Below are 21,579 nucleotides of genomic sequence, written 5' to 3'. Positions count from 1 at the left end.
CGAGCTCACTCTCCCGGCGGCGGCCCCGTCTGCGCCTGCGCGTCCGGATCGCTCTGCTTCGGCTGCAGCTTGATCGCCTGCCCGAAGTTCCGCGTGATCGTCAGATACACCGCGCGCGATCCAAAGAAACGCTCGCTGAACTCGACCACCGTGCCGTTCGCCGTGCGATAGCCGTACTTCTGCATCTTGAACGGATCGGAGACGCGGAGCGAGATGTTGCCCTGATCGCCCCACAGCTTGTACCGACCCGCCAGATTCATCGACACGCTCGCGAGCTGCGAGCCACCTTCCGTCGCATACGGTGCGCGATAGTACGCGAAGAACTGTGCGTCCGCTTTCGGCGTGAATTTCCATGTGGCATTCGTGCGCGCCGACCACACCACGGCGTGCGCTGACAGATTGCCCGACAGGTTCGAGGCGTCACTCGAGTAGTGATACACACTCGCGCCGCCGCCGAGTTGCAGCGGGCCGTGATGCGCGTTGATGTTGAGATCCGTGCCGAGCGTCAGGGTGCTTGCCACGTTGTCATACGTGCTCACGGAAACGCCCGTCGAATCGACGAACTGAATGTTGCGCACCGCGTGCGACGTGCTGCGGAGATAGGGATTGAGTTGAATCGATCCCCACGAACGCGACTCCTGATAGCCCGCCTCGAGCGCGTCGGTGTACTCGGCACGGAGCGCCGGGTTGCCGCGGAACACGTTGCGCGTGTCCTGTCGGTATTCGATAGGACTGAGCTGATACGGATTCGGCCGGCTCACGCGCCGCGAATAGCTGAGACGAACCTGCCGGAGCGGCGTGAAGTTGTATGTCGCAATCGCGCTCGGATACGCGCTGTTGTAACGACGGTCGAACTGCTCGTCCGCCAACCGCAGATCGAGATACGTCGCCGCGTCCTCGAGACGCACGCCCGCCTGTGTCTGGACGTTGTCGAACTTGTTGGACAGCAGCGCATACCCGGCGCCGATGTCTTCGTGATAATCGAACGCGGTGCTGCGCTCAGGGACGAGCGTAAAGACGCCGGTCGCCGGATTGAGATTCGCCGCGTCGAAGTCGTTCGACGTCGTGCGGCGCGTGACCTTCACGCCCGTCTCCAGCTTGGTGGTCGCGCCGAATTGCGCGGTGTAATCCGTCTTCCAGTTGAGATACGGATAGTGGCCGAGCGTGTGATCGCGCTCCGTCGGAATCGACGCCGGGGTGCTCGCGTCGGGTTGCATCACCGTGCCCGACAGATCGATGTCCGACGTCGCGCGCGTGTTCGAGTACTCGAGCTCCGTCGAGAACACCGGCTGATTCTTGTCGGCGAAATGGCGGAACGTGGCGTCGAGATCGATCGACGTGCTGCGCGAGACTTGCGACTGCAGCTGGAGGAACGAGCCGATGACGTCGCGGTCGGGATTGAAATCGGTGTACGCCGACGACGAATTGCCGCCGAATTGTCCGGCGTAGAGATAACTGTCGAACGACAACGAGGTACGGTCCGTAAATCGGTACTCGCTGCGCAGCGTACCGCCGCCCGAGATCGGCGACTGATGACCAGCCAACTGTGTCTCGGTAAACGCGGGCGTCGGAATCACGAGATTCGTGCGGGAGATGGTGCCCGACGTCGCGCGGTGATCCTGGTAGATGCTGCCCGACCCGAACAGCGTGAGCTTGCCCTGCTGCTTGCCGATGTTGCCGTTGGCGTTCACCGCGCCGGTGGATGCGGTGCCGGCCGAAATCCCGCCGCTCAGGCCAAGCTCCGTCTCCTGATTGAGCACGATGTTGATGATGCCCGCCGTGCCCTCGGGATCGTCCTTCGCCGACGGATTCGTCGCCACCTCGACGTTCTTCACCGTTCCGGCCGGCAGCTGCGCCAGGAACGCGCCGAGCTGGTCGCCTTTGAGCGGCGTCGAGCGACCATTGATTTGAATGACGACGTTCGCGTTGCCGCGCAGACTGACGTTGTTCGATCCGTCGACTTCGACGAGTGGAATGTTGCGCAGCACGTCGATGGCCGTTCCGCCGCTCGCCGCCGGCATGTTCTTCACGCTGTAGCTCGTGCGATCGGGCGCGAGCACCACGTCCTCACGCTCGGCGACAGTCTGAGCGGCCTCGAGCTTTGCGGCGACGACGTTGAGCGCAACCGTCCCGAGCTCGACCACGGGACGTTCGGCGGTCACCACGATGTCGTTGCGCGTCAACATCGCGAATCCGATCGCGCGCACGCGCAGCGTGTAGCGGCCGGGACGCAGGCCGTCGACGCGGAAGGACCCGTCTTCTTTCGGCAGCGCACCGCTCACGAACGTGGAATCACCAACTCGGCGAACGGCGACGGAGCCGGTCGTGACGGGCTGGCCGGTTACGGAATCGACGAGGTGGCCGCGGACTTCACCCGGGCCCGCAACTGGCGCCTGAGGCGCACGGACTTGCGCGCCAACGAACGGAGCGACGAAGAGGAGCGCAATAATCGCGGCGAAAGGTGCTCGAAGCATCAGTGGTTCGAGATTTCAGGTTCGGTCAGACGGCAAGATGCGCTGGAGGTGTGACACCGCAGCGTACCGAATAGTTCATTGTACTTCGTGCTCGATCAGTGGCGGTCGGTGCTCGATTCCAGCAGGTCCCGCCGCGTCATCGGCACGTGTGCTCGGCCCTCGGCATCCGGCTTCGCGAGCAGCGTTTGCACGACGTTGAGCCGTCCGGTGGCGAATCCATTCGCCGATGCGGTCATGTACAATCGCCACGTGCGAAACGTCCGCTCGCTCGCCAGCGCGATTGCACGCTCGCGTTGCGCCGTCAACCGGCGCAGCCACTCGCGCAACGTCAAAGTATAGTGCTCGCGCAGACTTTCGGCGTCGCGCGTCTCGAATCCCGCGCCTTCGGCGGCGGCGATCACCGCGTGCAGCGGCCCGAGCTTGCCATCAGGAAATACGTATTGATCGATGAACTCGTCGCGGCGCCACAGCCGCCGCTCGATGCGTTCGCGCAATCCCATGTGATGCGCGGCGTTCACGCCGACAATGCCGTGGTTGAGCAGCTGGCCGCCGGGCTTCAGCACTTCGTGAAGCACGCCGAAGTAGACCGGCAGCTTGGCGACGCCAACGTGCTCGACCATCCCAACGCTCGCGATCTTGTCGAATTCGCCGAGCGTGCGAACGTCGCGATAGTCGACGAGCTCGATGCGGCAGCGCTCGGAGAGTCCCGCATCGGCAATGCGCTGTCGCGCGAGCGAGGCCTGCGCGTCGCTCAGCGTGATGCCGACGGCGCTCACGCCGTAGTGGCGAACCGCATGCATGACGAGCGCGCCCCAGCCGCAACCGACGTCGAGCAGTCGCTCTCCCGCCCGCAGCCGCAGCTTGCGGCATACGAGATCCAGCTTCGCGACCTGCGCCTCCTCGAGCGTCGCTGACGGCGACGCGAAGTATGCGCAGGAATACACCATTCGCTCGTCGAGCCATAACGCGTAGAAGTCGTTGCCGACGTCGTAGTGGTATTGGATCGCCCTGCGATCGCGCTGCTTGTCGTGTCGTGAGCCTGCCTCCGACACGACATGCTCGGCACGCGCCGTTCGCACGTCCGATTCGCTGTCGTGTCGCGGCAGGGCGAACAAGTGCCGCGCGAGGGTCGATATCGCACGCGCGGATTTGAGTCGCGCGTTGATCTCGTCGCCGAGGGTTACGGCGCTCTCGAGATCGCCGTCGACTTCGATGTCGCCGGAGAGATACGCCTCGACGATCGAGACTTCACTCGGCGGAAGCAGCATGCGGCGGAGCGCCCCGGGTCTCGCAACGCGCAGCGAGAAATTCGCAGCACCGGTGCCGCGTTCGACGCTTCCGTCCCAGTACGCCACGTCGAAACGGCGCGCGCTCGGCGGACCGAACAGCGCGTGCATGATCGCCCGCGCGTGCTCGAACGGATCGCCGCCGCTCACGGCACGGCGAGGCCAGCTCTCAGCTGACTCACGAGAAAATTGCCGACGCGGCGCTCGTAGTCGATCTGGTCGAACGCATGAAAATCCTCATGGCCGGCGCCGAAGATCGGCCAATATGTCTTGGGCGACGGTGCATGCGCGTACAACGACTCCGCCTCGACGATCGGCGTGTACGGATCATCGGTGCCGGAGATCAACAGCAGCGGCGCGTGAATCTTCGCGATGCGATCGATCGGCTGCAGCTCGGCTTCGGTGACGCCGATGTCTTCGCTCACGAAGTGGATCACGGCGGGTGTGAACCATCGCGCGACGCCGCCGAGTGGCCCGAGCCACGTGCCGAGCCGATTGCTCACCGCCTGGCGAATTGTTGGATACACCGACTCGAGCACGAACGCGTTCGCGTCGAGCGGCCCTGGGCCGAGCAACGCGGCGGCGCCGCCCATCGAGACGCCGATGACTCCGACGCGCTCGCCGGGCATGGCGGTTTTCAAGAAATCTAATGATGCGGCCGCGTCGAGACTCTCGCGAACGCCGAAGGTGACGTGTTCTCCCGGCGACTCGCCATGCGCCTGAAAGTCCGGCGCGAGGACGCTGAAGCCCATCGCGTGAAGGAACCGCGCGCGGCCGAGCATGCTCGTGCGATTCGCGCCGACGCCGTGCAGCAACAGCACCGCGCCCATACCACGCTGGCCGCGCGCGAACCAGGCGCGAAGCTCCGTCCCCGTGCGGCTGGTAAACGCGACGCTTTGCGCGTTCAAATCAACCGGCGGCCCGCCAACGTGCGCGCGGCTCGGGTTGGCGAGCATACAGCCGCTCGACAACCCGAGGGCAGCGAAGCAATACCGAGCGATCGTGCGCCTCATGCGCTCGGTAAAGTGCATGGCGCTTGCCACACGATCAAAACGCCATCACGGTCCGGTGACGGTCACGACCTCGCGCATCCACGGATGGATGCAACATTGATAGCGGTGAACGCCGATCTGGGTCTCGGGGTCGGTCGTCATCGAGGCGCCCGGCTTGATGTGATCGGCCGCCGTGGTCTCGGAGCACTCGGGCGCGACGACATTGTTCCCGGATGCGGCGTTGAGGGCCGGAACGATGCCGCCGCCGAACTGTTGGACTTCCGTAAAGGTATGTTCTTCGCCGCCCAAGTTCGTGGCGGTGATCGCCTGGCCGGTGCGAAGCGTGAGTGACGTTGGATCGAAGGTCCAGGCCGCGACGCGGCCGGTGGCGTTCAGCTCGCTGTTGAACGCGGCGAGCGTCATCGAGCCCGCGTGCGTGCAGGCGCCGGCGCCGAGCGTGGCATTGAAGGTCGCCGAGTCGCACTGGTCGAGGATGCTGACCGCCGCGTTCGCCGACGGCGCGACCAGATTGACGTTCGTTTTGTCGCCGCACGCCGCGAGCGCGAACGGAGCGACCGCGACGATTATTAGAGTTCTCTTACGTGGCATCTTAGCCCCTGTTTGAAGACGGAGGGGGATAGCGCAAATGCCAGGCACGCGATCAATTGATTCGTCGAGTATTTTTGTTTCCTGGCTGGGCCTGCATCGAAACGGTACCATTGACCAATGACTGCTCCTTCGTCGACCGCACCCGCGTCTGCTTCATCCGAAACACACGAGCTTCCACGACAGCTCGGCTTGTGGAGCGCCATCGCCGTCGTGGTCGGCATCACGATCGGCTCGGGCATCTTCCGAACGCCGGCCAGTGTCACCAACCGTCTGCCGGGCCCGCTGCCGTTGTTTGGCGTCTGGGTCGCGGGCGGCGTCACCGCGCTGTGCGGTGCACTCACGCTCGCCGAAGTCGCCGGCGCGTTTCCGGATACGGGCGGCATCTTCGTCTTCATTCGCAACGGCTTCGGGCGCCTGCCGGCGTTTCTGTTCGGATGGGCCGAGCTCGCGATCATTCGCGCGGCCGCGGTCGGCGCGATCGCCACGACGTTCGCCGAGTATTTCCTGCGCGTGCTCGGCTTCGATCCGTCGACGGCGCCGTATTCCAATTACGTGCACTATGTCGCGGCGGGAGCGATCGCCGTCATCGCGGCGCTCAATTACGTCGGCGTTCGCTGGGGGTCGCTCATCCAGAATCTGACCGCGGTCGCGAAATACGTCGGCCTGATGTTCATCGTGATCGCGGCGATCGTGATCGGCATTCCGAAGACGGGCGGACATTTCACGCCGGCCGCGCCGCCGGGAAGTTTCGGCATCGCGCCATTCGGGCTTGCGCTGGTCTCAGTGTTGTGGGCGTACGACGGGTGGGCGGATCTCGCGTTCATCTCCGGCGAAGTGAAAGATCCCGGCCGCAATCTGCCGCGCGCGCTCATCTGGGGAACGCTCGCGGTGATCGTCATCTACCTCCTGGCGAATGTCGCCTATCTCGGCGTGATGTCGGTGGACGAAGTGCGGCACTCGAAGCTCGTCGCGGCCGACGTTGCGCTGCGACTCGTCGGGCCGGGCGGCGTGACCTTCGTCGCGATCACGGTGATGCTCTCGACGCTCGGCACGCTCAACGGTTCGATCCTCACGAACCCGCGCGTGTTTTTCGCGATGGCGGCCGATGGATTGTTGTTCAAGCAGATCGCCGGCGTGCACAAGCGATATCAAACGCCGTACGTGGCGATCGCGCTGACGGCGGTGCTGGGAATCATCTTCGTGCTGCTGCGGACGTTCGAGCAGCTCGCGGATACGTTCGTCACGGCGATTCTACCGTTCTACGCGCTCGGCGTCGCGTCGATCTTCGTCTTTCGGGTGCGAAAGGATCCGAATTACAAGCCGACGTTTCGTACGCCGCTCTATCCGTTCACGCCGATTCTCTTCGTGCTGGCGACGTTCTATCTGCTCGGGAACGCGTTGATCGATGACAGCAGCCGCGGACCGACGTTGGCCGTGTTCGGGATCATTCTCGCCGGGATTCCGGTGTACTACCTGACCGTCGGGCGGCGCGGGCCTGGAGTTGGCGCTCGCGTGGCTGTGGAAAGCGGAACTGCGGGTGCGCACGCGGACTAACGCCGACACTTCGCGGGCTCGCGCGGACAAAAACCAGAGACCCGAGACGGAGGCGGAATTCCGTCCGCAGGGGCTTTGGTTTTGTTTTATTTAAGATCTTTGTGGTGTTCTGGTGTCGTCCGCGTGAGCCCGCGACCTGACCGCGTTGGTGCGCGTGCGCACTGGCAGTTGCTCTTGCCCTTTGCGACTCAAAAGATTTTCAGATTGATATACTTCCGCGGATTCGCCTTGAAGTCCGCGATCAATGAATCCAGACTCGCGACCGTGTGCCGGATGTCGGTATAGAGCAGGGAATCCGACAACAGCTTGCCCACGGTGCCGTTGCCGTTCTGCGCCTTCGCCAACAACTGCCGCAGCTGGTTGTTCGTCGAATCGATGTTGGCCGAGAGCCGTGCCGCGTTCTCGCTCGTCTTGCGGACGTTCGCGACCGTCGCCTCGATCTGCGCCGAGTCGACCATGCGGCTCAAGTGACCGGCGGCGTCGCGGAACGAGCCCATCGTCGCCGTCATGTTTCGATTCTGCTCGGCGATCACGCCTTGCAGTTGCGCCGAGAGCGCGGCCGCCGACGCGACGGTGCGATGAATGTCCTTGAGCGTCCCCGCCTCGATGACCTGCTGCTTCAAGGCGAGCGTCAACGCCGACACGTTCTGGCCGATCGAGTCCACGCGATTCATGATCTCGCCGATGTCGGCCGCCGGCGGACCCGGAGGCACCGTATCGCCCGGCGAGTACGACGTAGGCGGCGGCGGCACCGGCGGATTGAGCGCGACCGCGACGTCGCCAAAGATGCCGACGGGCTTCACGATCGCCGTCGATCCCTTCGGCACCGTGTACTGGTCGTCGATGCGCAGCAACACGTCCAGGTAGCCGTTGCGGCGAAGATTCACGTCGCCCACGTAGCCGATGCTCACGCCGGCGAGCAGCACGGGCTGCCCCTGCTTCAGGTTCTGCCCCCACGCAAAGCGCGTGTAAAGCGGATAACCGGACTTGAGACCGCCGCGCGCCAGCCACAGCGTCCCGAGCACGAGCACGACCACCGCGACCGTTATGAGAATGCCGACCGAAACTTCGTTGCGACGGTTCATGATTGGAGAAGAGGTCCCAACACGCCGGTCGTCAGGGCGTCGAGCACCAGAATCGTCATCGACGTGATGACGACCGCTCGCGCCGTCGACCGGCCGACACCCTCGGCACCGGCCTCGGTAATGTAACCTTCATAGGCGCAGACCAAAGCGATCGCCGCGCCGAACATGAGCGATTTCAGGAGACTGTACACAACCTGAAATGTGCCGAATCCCAATCGCAGGCCCATGATGAAATCCTGCGGCGTCACGTCGGTGAGCTTGACCGACACGAGGTACGCGCTCACGAGTCCCGTCGCGTCGGCGAGCACCACGAGCGTCGGCAGCATCACGAGCGCGGCGAGGAGCCGGGGCACGATGAGGAATGCGACGGGATCGTAGGCGAGCGTCTCGAGCGCGTCGATTTGCTCGGTGACGCGCATCGTGCCGATTTCCGCGGTCATGCGCCCACCAACACGGCCCGTCAGCACGAGACCCGTGAGCAGCGGCCCAAGCTCGAGCACCACCATGAGCCGGCTCGCCAAACCGATGATCGACTTCTCGACGCCCGGCAAAAGCTGATACCGCGTCTGGAGCGCGATGACGCCGCCGATGAACGCCGCCACGATCACAGTCAACGGCACCGAGTCGACGCCGATCGTTCGCATCTGGCGAATCGTCTCGGGCACGTACGTCGCCGGATCGCCGAAGCCGCGCAGAATGTCGCGGAAGAAATACGCGCGCAGGCCGACGTCGCGAAACAGTCCGCGCCAGAAGCGCGTGACGCGGCGGAAGAAGCGGATCGAACCCCGCTGGATGACGGGATAGGTGTCGGTCTGGCTCGATACCGGACCGGCGCCGAGCGGTGCGCTCAAGTCCGCACGCGTGCGAGGAGGACGAGGCCCATGAAACCGAACAAGACGCCGGGAATCCAGGCCGCGTAGTCGGGCGCGATCACGCCCTTTCCGCCAATGGCACGGGTGAGTTGAATCATCAGGAGAAAGATCATCGTCGTCGCAAGGCTCACGGCAATGCCGTATGCCGAGCCGCCGCGCTGCGTGCTGGTGGCAAGTGGCGCGCCGAAAAGCGCGATGATCAGACAGGTCGCGGGAATGGCGATCTTGAGGGCGCGCTCGACGCGCAGCAGGTTCGCGTCACCCCCCGATCGCTCGAGCGCGCCGATCGCCCGGGTCAGCGCGGCGTAGGTCATGTCGTGCGGATCGGGCGGCTTGGACATCATCTCCGCCGGACGCTCGGTGAGCTGGTTGTCGCGCGCGTACGCGAACTGGATCGTGAGGTTCGGCCCCGAATCCGAAATGATGTTCATCTCGCCGTTGCGCAGCGTCCAGCGACCGGTTTTCGCGTCGAACTTCGCGGTGTCGGCGGTCAACAGATACGTCGGATAGTCGGCGCCCTTGCCTTTGCGCTCGATCTGGAGCTGCCGCATTTGCCCCGAGTCGGTGCGCAGCTCGAACGCCTTGTACACACGGCCGTACTCGCCCGCGAACGCGAAGTTGAAGCGGCTCGTGCCCACCTGCGCCTTGTCTTCCTGCAGCAGCTCGCTGCGGCGCTGGTTCGTCATCGGCACGATCTTGCCGAGCCCCAGGTCGAGCCCGAAGGCGAGCATCGCGCCGAAGAAGATCGGCATCACGAGGCGATAAAAACTTATCCCCGACGCCTTCGCGGCCGTGACTTCCGTATGCCGCGTCAACGTGCCGATCGAGAACACCGTCGCGAACAACACCGCGGCCGGCAGCACCATGAACATCGAGTCGGGAATCCAGAACAGATAGCTCAGCGCGATGTCGCGGGTCGGAATGTGCCGCTCGAGATACACCTGCACGTGATCCGTGAGGTCGATGACGATCAAGAGGATCGGAAAGCCAAGTGCGGTGACCGCGAAGATCTTGACGAACTCCGCGAACACATAGCGGTCGAGCGGCCGGAAGATGTGTCTCACGCCGACACCTCCGCGCCGCGCACGCGCGCGAACCACGCGCGCGTCGCGTCCATGAACTCACCGAAGCCGCCGCCGCGCGACGTCCCTCGCTCGTGACCCATGCGCGAGATCAGCACGAGTCCCACGACGAGAAACACGATGTTGTCGATCCACATCGCCCAGAACGGCGAGATGATGTTGTTGTTCGCCAGCGATTCGCCGCCGATCAGACCGACATAATAGATCGCAAATACGGAGAAGCCCACGCCCATCACGAGCCCGACGCCGCCGCGCGGAAAACGCAGCGCGATCGGCGCGCCGACCAGCACGAACACGATGCACGCGAACGCGAGCGAGAACTTCTTCTGAATCTCGACGCCGTAGCGATTGCTCCAGTGCCGCGCGTCCTCGAGCCGAAGCTTCGCGTCGCTCAGCTCGATGTTGATCGAGCTCACGTCGGGTCCTGGCAGGGTTGCGCTGGGATACACCGGCGCCGTCCGCGCGCCCGGCGGAGGAACGACGGTCGCTGTTGGCACGGCCGCCGGCGCCACGCGCAGGGGCGGAGGCGCGGCGGCCGGCGCCGGATTCGCCGGCACCGCGACGGTCTTCGCCGCGGTCTCCGGTAGATACGCGCCTGGCGGCACCTTGTCCCGCGCCATCTTCTTCAGGATTCCGTTGACGAGCGCCCAGACCGAGTCCGACTTGCCGGCCTGCGGCTTCGCGGGTGTTTTTGCCGCACCTTTCTTTGTCGAATCCTGACGGGTCGTGCGCGCGAACGCCGGCATCCGAGGTACTTCCGCCGCCTGCGCCGCCGGCACTTTCAGGTATCTCGTGATAAACGTGCAATACAGCGCACCGATGCCGCCGGCTTTCTTAATGTGCAGATCCGACGGCTTAACGGCCTTCCGTCCCTTCGACGTCGCCATCTGCCAGGCAGCCACGAGGCTGTCGTGATACGCGCGCTGAAATGACGCGTGCCGCGACTCGAGCTCCGCTTGCATCTCGCAGACGGTCATCTCCCGCTCGCCCTTGGAGGCGGTATCGGCATTGATCGACTGGAAAGAGTTCGCGACTTCGCGAACCTTGAGCTCGTCCTGGTTGTAGTAAATGCGCTCGAGCTGTCCGTGTTGCGCCGAGGGGGCGGTCATCATCATCCCCTTGTACAAGTGCAGCACGAGGTCCTTCTTGTTTGGAGCGAATCGAAGCGTGCCGGAATCCGCGTAAATCGACCGGCGGCGCATCGGATCGCTCACGTCGTAAATCGTCACGCCGCCCATGCGGCCCGATTCATCCTGGTCGATCCGATCGGCGCGCAGGTACAACTGGCTTTCCTTCACCGCGTTGATGACCTGTGGCTTGAGCGCGAACGTCGGCTTCGTCCGTAAAATCGCAATCTGGAGCGTTGCCAGCTCGTGATTGGCGCGCGACAACAACTGATCGTTGAACCACAGCATGAAAACCGCGAGCAGCGTCGCGGCGATCAGCGCCGGTTTGAGCAGGGCGCGCGTCGATACCCCACCCGCTTTCATCGCCGTGATCTCGTTCTCGGACGCCAGACGGCTGAACGCGTAGAGCACGGCGACCAGCACCGCCATCGGCAGCGTCATCGCGACCGTGAACGGAATGGATAGCAGGAAGAATTCAGTGATCGTCTGCCACGACAGTCCCTTACCCACCAGATCGCCGAACTTGCGCGCGATGTACTGGAGCAGGAGCAATGAGGTGAGCGCCGACAAGGCGAACACGAACGGTCCAACGTGCTCCTTGAGGACGTAGCGATTGATTATCTTCACGCGTGTAAATTACCCCGCCTTAAGCATTTAGTGCGACCCAGCCACCGCCTCGTTTTTGCGCTCGTGCTCGCCGTCGCGTCCGCGATCGTCCCCGCGCATTCGTACGCGCAGGCGGCGCCGCCGGATTCCCGCGATTCCAGCGTTTCCGGCGTTTCTAATGCGCGAACCAAGCCTGCTGCCGCCGGCGCCGCCCGTAGTACCCCCGCGGGCGTCGTTGTGCCGGACTCCACCGGCGGGGTTCGGCGTGTCGGTCTGCCACGCCTCGCGGCCGACACCGACACCACCAAGACGACGACACCGCCGGCCACGGATCTCCAGTTTCATTTCAACCTGCGAGGCGGCGTCACCTCGACACGCTTCAAGCGCCTGAACTGCACGTCCCTCGAGGCATTCCAGGTCGCGACGCAGGCGGCCTGCCAGGGCAGCTTCCTCACTCGGCCCAGCGATCCGGCGGCCGCGCTCACCGCGGCGGGACGCATCGGCCTGCTGCACGTCAACGTCGACTACGATCAGGAGCGCGAGTTCGACGCCTCGCAAACGCTCTCCCTCTACTACGAGGGCGACTCGTCGTCGACGCTCCGCCGCGTGGACGTCGGCAACATCTCGTTCGTGCCGCCCTCCACGCGATTTCTGACGTCGTCGCTGCCCAGTGGGAATTACGGCGCGCAGATCACGGCGCAGCTCGGGCGCGTGCAGCTGAAGTCGATCTTCGCCAAGCAGACAGGCAACGTCGCGCGAAATCGCCGCTACGATTTCTCGCAGCGCAGCGCACAGCAGCACAACCAGCACGAGACGGCCGACTATCAGATCGAACGGCTGCGTTTCTTCTGGACGGTCGATCCCGCGCTGTTCCGCGGCGTCTATCCCAATATCGATATTCTCAATTCATCACAACTCCGCCAACTGCGTGCGGAGTTGCCCGATACACTCCGCCCATCGCGCGTGCTGGTGTATCGGCTTCAGTTCGGCGCGCAGCCGCAGGACGTCAACGGGCCGCGGTTCAAGCTCCACGGCGCCGAAACGCAGGGAACGCAAACGTACGATCTGCTGCGCGAAGGCGTCGACTACTTCATGGACCAGTCGCTGCTCTGGTTCGCGCTGGTGCGTCCGCTCAACGAAACGAACGAGCGGCTCGTCGTCGCGTACAACGTACGCCTGAACGGCCGCGACACCGTGTGGACGACGACCGGCGGCACGCCCGACCTCCAGCGCGTCATCAACCGCGACCAGTTCGCGAATCTCGTCACCGATCCCAACGTTGGGCCCTCGTCGCCTGCGTTCCGCAACGAGATTCGCTCGGTGTATCGCATCGGCGGCGAGGATGTCGTGCGGCAATCGGTGAAGCTGCGCATCGTCGCCGGCAGTGGCTTGCTCGAACATCCGCTCGCGGGACCGGACGCAACGTTCCTCCAGATGTTCGGCCTCGCGCAGCCAACGGCGCCCACGGAGTTCGATTATCAGAATCGTCTGTGGCCGCGACTTGGCGATCCCGCGTTCGATCTTGGCATCGGCGCGCCGGACATTCGCCACGCGCAGTCGCTCATCGCCGCGCAGGTGATCAAGGATTACTTCCTGGTCTTTCCGTCGCTGCAGCCGTTCAGCGCGCGCAACTCTGGGCTCGTCTTTCCCGGCAATCCGACGAACGATCAGATCTACACGTTGCCGGTCGACTACCTCGATTCGCCGCAGCATCCTCCGACGACGTACCGGATCGACGTCGAGTACGAAGCGCAAGGCGTCGACGAGAGCGGCACCATCACGCTTGGCGCCACGCAAATGCGTCCGGGCTCCGAGCGGCTGGTGATGGACGGCCGCACGATGGTGCGCGATCTCGACTATCGCATCGACTACGATCTCGGGCGCATCGAGTTCACGCGGCCCGACACGTTGTTCCAGCTCCCGCGCCACCTCGACGTGAGCTACGAAGAGAACCCGACGTTCGCCGGCGCCCCGACGACGCTCGGTGGGTTTGTCGCCGAACTGCCGCTGCCGCACGGGACTCTGAATTTCGCGGCGATCAATCAGTCGCAAGGCAACGCCGGCTTCACACGACCGGCGCTCGGCTTTCAGGGAAACTCGACCTTGACCGCCGGCGTGAGCGGCCAATTCAGTTGGGATCTTCCGCAGCTCACCAACTTCGCCAGCCGCTTTCCATTCGGGCCGACGAAGGCGCCGTCGCACTTCTCGGTGCAGGCCGAGTTGGCGGGCAGCCGTCCGCAGTTCATCGGGCTTGGCGATCAGCGCGCGTATGTCGAGACGTTCGACGCCGACGGCGGCATCGGCATTCCGATCGCCGACGACGCGTGGGAGAACAGCAGCCTGCCCGCGTACGGCAACGCATTGCGCGCGCGCTTCGGGGGAACGTTCTTCGAGCCGACGAATGACGCGACGCTCGTGTGGCAGACGAACGTGCAGAACCGCAGCGGCAAGCGGATCACCTTCACACTCGGCGACATCGATCCGCTTGCGGTGTTCACCGGCGCCGGCGCGCCTCCGCCCGAACCGATGATGTGGCTCACGCTCTTGCCGCTCGATTCGGTTGGCCGGTTCAACGCATCGGCATCCAGGTATCAGTGGACCGATCCCGGTGCGACGGCGAATCGTCGCTTCCATTCGATTCGCGCCACCCTCAGCCCGTCGGGAATCGATCTCACGCGCGGTGAGCATCTCGAATTCTGGACGCTCGTCGACACCAACCCGGCGACGCTGACGCGCAACGGCACGGTCATCTTCGACTTCGGCGACGTGTCGGAGAACACCGTGGCGTTCGTTCCAAAAACTCTAACGGTGCAGCGGAACGGCGCGACGACGGACAGTCTGTTCACCGGCAAGCGTCTCGTCCGCTTCGACACGCTCGACACCGAGCGAGATACGCTGACGCACGTCTTCAACGCCGGCGTGAACGACGTGGGGCTGCCGGGCGACCTCGTGGACAGTCTCACGGTGATCGACAACGGCGCGCCGAAGATCGTGAAGAAACTGCCGATCTGCCGCGCGCTCCCCGGCGCGATCTACACGCTCGGCGATCCGGCCAACAACTGCACCGTCGGCAACAACCGGCTCGACGAAGAAGACATCGATCTCGACAACGAGATGAACTTCCCGAGTGCGTTGCGCGAGCGCGAACGCATTCTTCGCTACGTGATCGACTTGAGCGACCCGACGAACTGGAAGCGGCTCGGCGGCCGGTACACGGATACGTTGTTCGTGAACGGCGTGCCGCAGCCGCGCACGCGGCGCTGGGCGCTCATCAGCACGCCGTTTCTGACGCCGACGGATTCGCTGAACGACGTCGTTCGCCGGCGCATTCGCGCGGTGCGATTGACGGTCGTCTCGGGGAAAGGGCAGGGACCCGAGGAACAAACGCAGCTGCCGATCGCCGACATTCGTATCACCGGCGCGCCGTGGCTCAATCGCAGCAATCAAACGCTCATGGGCATCGCCGGCGTGCAAAACCACGGCGGCTTCGTCGTGACGTCGACCATCGGCACGAACGATTCGACGTCCGCGCTCGTGTATCAGCCGCCTCCGGGCGTCGTGAATTCGGCGGATACGCGCGGCGCACAGTTCGCCAGCACGCAGACGCAGATCAATGAGAGCTCCATGCGCATTCAGGCGGGGAACATGCCGCTGTATCATCGCGCGGAGGCGTTCCTGCGTTTTCAAACGGGCGCGCAGAATTACATGACGTATCGCCAGATGCGCGTGTGGGGCCGCGGCCGCGGCAACGGATGGGGCCAGAACGGCGAGCTCCAGATGTACGTCAAGCTCGGCCGCGACGAGAACAACTTCTACATGGTTCGCGCGCCGATGAACGCGGGACAGACGCAGGCGGCGTGGACGGATCTCGTGCTCGACTTCAATCGGTTCATCGATCTGCGGCGGCGGATTCAGAACGCGTTCACGTCGGGCAAGACACAGTCGATCGCGTGCACCGGCGTCGACTCGGCGATCATTACCGCGTCGCCGCTGCCGGCGGGCGCGCACACTTTCGCGGCGTGCGACAACGGCTACATGGCGCTCACGACCGATCCGGCCGTTGCGGCGCCGAATCTCGCCGCCGTGCAGGAGCTGGCGGTGGGCATCGTGCGCGTCGCCAACTCGGAGACGCTGTCGCCGAGCGACACGCTGGAACTGTGGGTGGACGATATCCGCCTGGACCACCAGGTGAACAACACGGGAATGGCCGGACAGATCTCGCTCGCCGGCAACATTGGAGATCTGCTGGATCTTAGATATAATATTTCTAATCAAGATGCGAACTTTCGCCAGATGGGGGAGCAACCCACCTTCCTCGGCCAGCGCACCACCGACGTCGCGGCAACCGTGCGGCTCGAGAAGTTGTTGCCGAGTGGAGCAGGGTTCTCGCTCCCGTTGACCGTCACGAGGATTGGGCTCGGCAGCGATCCACTCTTTCTTTCGCAGAGCGACATCTCGGGTCGCGGCATTGGCCCCGTGCGCACGCCGCGCAACGATCTCACGACGTACAGCCTCACCATGCGCCGCACGAAACCCATCGGGACGCCGCTGCTCGGGCCGCTGGTCAACAATCTCGATCTGACCTCGAGCTATCTCACCGGCGTCGATCGCACGGAATTTCAGAACGGCTCCTCGCACAACTTCAGCGTCGCGCTCGACTACCTCGTGACCGCGGACAGCGCGCGCACGGCCGATCTTCCCGAGTGGATGACCGGCGCGCTCGGCGCATTGCCACAGGCGCTCCAGGCCGGTCCGATCAGCACGTTGCGCGGCACACATTTCCGGTGGAATCCCACGCAGCTGCGATTCACCAGCAGTCTCGTGCGCGGCGACGATCGACGCGTCTCGTTCCTCAATCCGACGAGCGACGCCGCGGATGCGCCTGCCGAGTCGCGTGCATCGAGCCGGTTGTGGCGGAATGGGAGTGTGCTGGAGCTGCATCCCACGACTTCCCTCACCGCGCGATGGGAAGCCTCGTCGGTTCGAGATTTCCGGGACTACCGCGACACGCTCGTCGACTTCGGCGCGCTCGGCCAACGTCCGCTCCAGGTCGCGCCGGGCTTCGAGCGCGAGCGAAGCATCTTCACGAATTTCTCATTTGCTCCGTTGTTCTCGGCGTGGTTCCGGCCGCGCGCTGATTTTGGAACGCAGTACGGCATGCTGCGCGACCCGAACGTGCGTTCATTCTCGGCGCTTCCCGGCGTGATCGGCGTCGACAGCGTGCTCGCCGAGCACGATTCGTTGACGATGCTGCATCTGCTCGCCATTCCGCGCCGGCTGACCGCCGCGCAGACGTCGAGCATCGGCACGACGATCGACGTCGCGCGCGCGATCGTCACCTACAGCGCGGACAGTGCGAGTATGGCGCGGCGGGTCGGGAAGCTCTTCGCGCCGCTCGATGTGTCGTACACGCGTAGTCTGTTGACGGCGCTCGATGGCGCGAACGCCGCGCCGCCGCTTGGACTTCAGTTCGGACTCGCCGGCCCGGGCGCGTATCGCCGTGTGAATGGGGAAGACGCGACGACGGCGGGGCAGACGGGTTCGCTCGCCGCGTCCAATGCACTGCAGCTGCCGTTCGGCACGTCGTTCGTCAACCGCTATCTGCGCACGACGACGCTCAACTGGATCGAGCGGCCGGATTCCACGCAAGCGCACGTCGACGGCTCGATGACGACGTTTCCCGACGAGACCTTCCGTTGGGGTTATCGACCGCCGGTGCCGACGCTGTCCATCTCCAGCTTCGACGCGAACGTGGGCTACGCGCACAGCCTGGCGACGGTCTCGTTGCCGAGCTTGTTGTTCAGCGATACGCCACCGGAAATTCGCCGCACGCATTCCGACGTGATTCCGCTCGGCGCCTCGATCGCGTGGAGCGGCCGCGCGGCGCCGAGTTTGGGGGCACGTTACAGTATTCTGAAGCGAATCGACAGCTTGCCGGGCAGCGTGGCGCACACGCACGGCAACGAGATCAGCATCGACGCGGGGCGCGCGTTCCACGTTCCGGAAAGCCTGGGCTTGGGCCTCAAGAGCGATCTGCGCACGCGGCTGAACTACAGCCAGGCGCACAACATCACGACGATCGCCGACTCGGTGGGCGCGACGCAGGCGCGGTTGCAGGACAATGGTCGGCAGGCGTTCAACTTCACGGCCGACGTCGCCGCGATGGACAACGCCACGTTCACGCTCCAGGCCTCGCACGTGATCACGTTCGACAAGAACTTGAATACGCGAACGGCGCAGACGATTTTCACCGCGCTGGTGCAGTTTCAGGTGTTTGGGACGGGGAAGTGAGATGTCATTCCGAGGGACGGCTTTGTTCGTGTCATTCCGAGGGAGCGAAGCGACCGAGGAATCTTGCGTCCGGATAGAGAGCCTTCTGTCGTGACGCTGGATCCCGCGCTGCGCTCGGGATGACAGCCTCCGCCGTTGTCCATCGTCGTGCTAGGATTAACCTTATTCTTACCAGAGACTTGACAGTGCGAATGCTGCTCCTCCTCTGCGCCGCCGCCGTCGCGCTCACCGGGTGCGACAAGATCAAGGACCGTTACGCCGGCCCCAAGACGGCGTTCGACGGCCAGGCCGCGCTCAACTATACCAAGGAGCATCTCCAGTTCGGTCCGCGCACGCCGGGCACACCCGCGCACGACAAGGCGGGCGATTGGATCGTGGCCGAGATGAAGAAGCGAACCGACAGTGTGATCGTGCAGACGTGGACGCAGACCACGGCGAACGGGACCACGCTCGCGATGAAGAACGTGCTCGCGCGCTTCAATCCCAAGGCGACGTCGCGCGTGTTGTATCTCACGCACTGGGACACGCGCCCCACCGCCGACGAAGATCCGAATTTCGGCAATCGCGCCCGCCCAATCCTCGGCGCGAACGACGGGGCGTCCGGCGTCGGCCTTTTCCTCGCGCTGGGTGACGTGTTCAGGAAGACGCCGCCGTCCGTCGGCGTCGACTTGCTGTTCGTCGACGGCGAAGATTGGGGCGCGTTCGATCCCGACAGCTCGGGCAACTATCCCGACGCGCTGTTCGGCTCGCAGTACTTCGCCAATCATCTGCCGTCGCCCGACTACAAGCCGCTGTACGGCGTCCTGTTCGACATGATCGGCGACGCGGATTTACAGATCTATCAAGAGCAGAACTCGGTCGACAAGGCGCCCGAAGTGGTGAGCCGGGTATGGCGGACGGCGGCGGATTTGGGGTATCAGAATTATTTCCGCGCGCAGGTGATGCAGCCGATCACCGACGATCACATTCCGTTGCTCGCGAAGGGCCTGCACGTGATCGACGTGCTCGACTTCCAGTACGGCCCGTTGCCCGCGAACGCCGGCCCGAACGATGTGCCGAGTCCGAGCTATCACCACACGATGGAGGATACGATCGACAAGGTATCGGCGAAGAGCCTGCAAATCGTCGGCGACGTGGCGGTGACGCTGGTGAAGTAGCCGACTACGGCTGAACCCGTCCGCCGCTCATCGCTTCAGCCATGCGCACCGCGTTGTACGCGTTGACGATCCCGCCCGTCACCGACAGCGATTTGAACGACACGCGTTGCGTCATCTGCTTCGGATCCGGCTGATAGACCGTCTGGTCGAGCTTCATCACCGACGCGAGAATGATCTTCTTGACGTCGGCCGCGGAGAGATTCGGGTAGTAGCCCATCAGCAGCGCCGCGAGTCCGCTCACGACCGGCGCCGCCATGCTCGTGCCGCTGTCACGCTCGTACTTGTTGCCGGGCACCGTCGAGAGAATGTCGACGCCGGGCGCGAACACGTCGACGAGCCGCTCGCTGTAGTTCGAAAAGTTGGCCGCGAGCGAATCGCCGCCCTTCCACGACGACGCGCCGACTTCGATCCAGTTCTGCGGACGCCCGCCGTCGAGATAGACCGGCGTCGGGAAGTTGTGTCCCTTCGCCAGGTCCGCGCCGTCGTTGCCGGCGGCGTGTACCATCAACACACCATGCGCGTCGGCGTAGCGCACCGCATCGTCGACCGCGGACTTGTAGGGCGAGTACGGCTTTCCAAAACTCATACTGATGATCTGCGCGCCGTGATCGACCGCATACCGAATCGCGTTCGCGACGTCCTTGTCGCGCTCGTCGCCGTCCGGCACGGTGCGGATCATCATGAACTTCACCGCCGGCGCGATGCCGTCGACGCCGATGCCATTGCCGCGCACCGCGCCGATGATTCCCGACACGTGCGAGCCATGGCCCGCGTTCGGGCCCATCACGTCGCCGTTGCCGTAGTTGTGCTGCGTGACGTCCGAATAGTTGTCGCCGACGATGGTCCGCGGATTGTACGACGGATCGAGCGAGTACTTGACCTGCCCCTCGAGCGACGTCAGCCCTTCCTTGATCTGCGCCGGCGTCGCGCCCTCGGCATCGAGCTCCAGGAAAATTTGTCGAGCGCGCGAGACTTGCGCGGAGGTCGCCGGATTGATCGCGCGCACGCGCGCCGCATCGAGCGAGTCGGCGGGCACATGCGCCGCCTCGGCGAGAATCGGCAAAATCTGCTGTAGGAGATCGTTCACCTGCCGATAACTCGCGGCGTTGCTTTCGACGTCGGCGCGCTGCTTCTCATAGTCGGCGTCGATCGCTCTGCACTCCGCCGCATCGGTGATCGGCGGCGCGCCACTCGCGGCCGGCTTGTTGTGGCAGCGCGCATACTGACGCGTCACCTCGAAGGTATCGAAGTTCACGTCGCCGCCATTGGCGCCGCCGATGAAATCCCAACCGTGCAGGTGCGTCTGCGGATCGGTCCAGAGGTTCGGCCGCAGATCCACATGCGCCGTGTCGATGCCGTTGTCGATGACCGCCACGAGCACCGTGCGCTTGGGCGTCCGCCCGGCGAGCAACTCACGCATGGCGCGCTCCGAGCTGATGCCCGGAATGCCGTCGATCGATTCATCGAGCAGCTGCCAATTCCGCGGCAGGCTGCTGACGTGCACGGCCGGCACGCGTGTGGGCTGACCGCCCGCCGCGGGCATTGGCGTCGCTGCAGTAGCCGTCGCCGGCGGCGAAGCGGGAACAGGCGTCGTAGCAACGGTGGCCGGAGCGCCGCAGGCCGCGGCGGTCACGAGCGAAACGAGCGCGATGCGGAGAGACAGCGGCATCATCCAGGATCCTGGGTTAAAACCGAGTTGGAAGACGTTCCCTCGAACGATAATGCGCCGTCGCGGCGGGACGCATCGGACTTACGCGATTCTTACGCCCGGCTGCATACAATCCGCGGGTGCGTGGGACGATCCGATGTCGGCCGCAATCGAACGATGATGGTGGCGGCTCGTCCGCCCATAGGTTGCGCCCCATGACGATGCGTGCAGACCACAAAGCCCTGCTCTTCATTGGCGCCGTCGGCGTACTCGGCGCCGGCGTCCGCGTCGTGCGAGCGTCCACGGCGTCGGATCACGGCGATCAGCCGGCGCTCGCGCACCAAATGCAGGCGGCCGATTCATCGGCTCACGCCCAACGCGGCCCGCGACCAAAGTCCAAGGGTCGCCGCGGCGGTGCAAAGTCACCCGCCGATTCCACGCCGGCACACGCCGCGCCGACGCACGGCGCCGGCGCGCTCGATCGCCCCGGCTACATCAACGGCAAACTCGACCTCGACGCCGCCTCAGCAGCACAAATCGACTCACTCCCCGGCGTTTCGACGCTGATGGCCAAACGCATCGCGGTCGACCGCATGCTGCGCGGCCCATTCGTGAATCGTGATGGACTCAGGCGCGTGAGCGGTGCAGGCCCGACGTTCGTCGCCCGCATCGATTCACTCGTGACGTTCTCCGGAACGGTGCTTCAACCCAGTCCGACGGACACGATCATCCCCGCACGCTCATCGAAACGCGCCGCGCCGCGCCCCCAAGCGCCTAAGCCGCCGTAACGCCCCGA

13 protein-coding genes are annotated in these 21,579 nt (G+C 64.5%); 4 read left to right on the top strand and 9 right to left on the bottom strand.

Annotated features, from left to right (window positions below):
- Window positions 1-5: 5 nt before the first annotated feature.
- From VN706_01875 to VN706_01860, 4 genes are all read right to left on the bottom strand, one after another.
- On the bottom strand, window positions 6-2,474 hold the full coding sequence (locus VN706_01875) for a TonB-dependent receptor (protein ID HXT14348.1): 2,469 nt from the start codon (window positions 2,472-2,474) through the stop codon (window positions 6-8).
- 95 nt (window positions 2,475-2,569) lie between these two features.
- A complete protein-coding gene (locus VN706_01870) occupies window positions 2,570-3,910 on the bottom strand; it encodes a cyclopropane-fatty-acyl-phospholipid synthase family protein (GenBank protein HXT14347.1) in 1,341 nt (446 codons plus the stop codon).
- Window positions 3,907-4,716: an alpha/beta fold hydrolase gene (locus VN706_01865; GenBank protein ID HXT14346.1), complete on the bottom strand. Its 810-nt coding sequence runs from the start codon at window positions 4,714-4,716 to the stop codon at window positions 3,907-3,909. The genes VN706_01870 and VN706_01865 overlap by 4 nt, the downstream gene beginning before the upstream one ends.
- A gap of 102 nt (window positions 4,717-4,818) precedes the next feature.
- The gene (locus VN706_01860) at window positions 4,819-5,361 is read right to left on the bottom strand and encodes a hypothetical protein (protein ID HXT14345.1); all 543 of its coding nucleotides are present in this window, start codon (window positions 5,359-5,361) and stop codon (window positions 4,819-4,821) included.
- A 117-nt stretch (window positions 5,362-5,478) separates the two neighbouring features.
- Here VN706_01860 and VN706_01855 point away from each other — a divergent pair, with 117 nt between their 5' ends.
- A complete protein-coding gene (locus tag VN706_01855; GenBank protein HXT14344.1) occupies window positions 5,479-6,915 on the top strand; it encodes an amino acid permease in 1,437 nt (478 codons plus the stop codon).
- A 188-nt stretch (window positions 6,916-7,103) separates the two neighbouring features.
- On the opposite strand, the gene VN706_01850 is transcribed toward VN706_01855, so the two are convergent.
- The 4 genes from VN706_01850 to VN706_01835 are packed head-to-tail and all read right to left on the bottom strand — an operon-like array spanning window position 7,104 to window position 11,708.
- The gene (locus VN706_01850) at window positions 7,104-8,000 is read right to left on the bottom strand and encodes an MlaD family protein (protein HXT14343.1); all 897 of its coding nucleotides are present in this window, start codon (window positions 7,998-8,000) and stop codon (window positions 7,104-7,106) included.
- The gene (locus tag VN706_01845) at window positions 7,997-8,851 is read right to left on the bottom strand and encodes an ABC transporter permease (GenBank protein HXT14342.1); all 855 of its coding nucleotides are present in this window, start codon (window positions 8,849-8,851) and stop codon (window positions 7,997-7,999) included. The genes VN706_01850 and VN706_01845 overlap by 4 nt, the downstream gene beginning before the upstream one ends.
- Complete coding sequence (locus VN706_01840; protein HXT14341.1) at window positions 8,848-9,936, bottom strand: LptF/LptG family permease; 1,089 nt, start codon at window positions 9,934-9,936, stop codon at window positions 8,848-8,850. The genes VN706_01845 and VN706_01840 overlap by 4 nt, the downstream gene beginning before the upstream one ends.
- Complete coding sequence (locus VN706_01835) at window positions 9,933-11,708, bottom strand: LptF/LptG family permease (GenBank protein ID HXT14340.1); 1,776 nt, start codon at window positions 11,706-11,708, stop codon at window positions 9,933-9,935. The genes VN706_01840 and VN706_01835 overlap by 4 nt, the downstream gene beginning before the upstream one ends.
- 63 nt (window positions 11,709-11,771) lie before the next feature.
- Here VN706_01835 and sprA point away from each other — a divergent pair, with 63 nt between their 5' ends.
- Window positions 11,772-17,978 (top strand): cell surface protein SprA, encoded by a 6,207-nt coding sequence (gene sprA / locus VN706_01830; protein ID HXT14339.1) that lies wholly within the window; start codon window positions 11,772-11,774, stop codon window positions 17,976-17,978.
- Between the two features lie 191 nt (window positions 17,979-18,169).
- The gene (locus VN706_01825; protein ID HXT14338.1) at window positions 18,170-19,135 is read left to right on the top strand and encodes a M28 family peptidase; all 966 of its coding nucleotides are present in this window, start codon (window positions 18,170-18,172) and stop codon (window positions 19,133-19,135) included.
- A 4-nt stretch (window positions 19,136-19,139) separates the two neighbouring features.
- Here VN706_01825 and VN706_01820 read toward each other — a convergent pair whose 3' ends face one another.
- On the bottom strand, window positions 19,140-20,807 hold the full coding sequence (locus tag VN706_01820) for a S8 family serine peptidase (protein HXT14337.1): 1,668 nt from the start codon (window positions 20,805-20,807) through the stop codon (window positions 19,140-19,142).
- A gap of 191 nt (window positions 20,808-20,998) precedes the next feature.
- On the opposite strand from VN706_01820, the gene VN706_01815 reads away from it, so the two are divergent.
- The gene (locus tag VN706_01815) at window positions 20,999-21,571 is read left to right on the top strand and encodes a helix-hairpin-helix domain-containing protein (protein HXT14336.1); all 573 of its coding nucleotides are present in this window, start codon (window positions 20,999-21,001) and stop codon (window positions 21,569-21,571) included.
- Window positions 21,572-21,579 lie beyond the last annotated feature (8 nt).

This window comes from Gemmatimonadaceae bacterium, assembly GCA_035606695.1.
GTDB lineage: Bacteria > Gemmatimonadota > Gemmatimonadetes > Gemmatimonadales > Gemmatimonadaceae > JAQBQB01.
The sequence above is the reverse complement of the archived record's forward strand: the minus strand, read 5'-3'. Positions and strand labels throughout refer to the sequence as shown.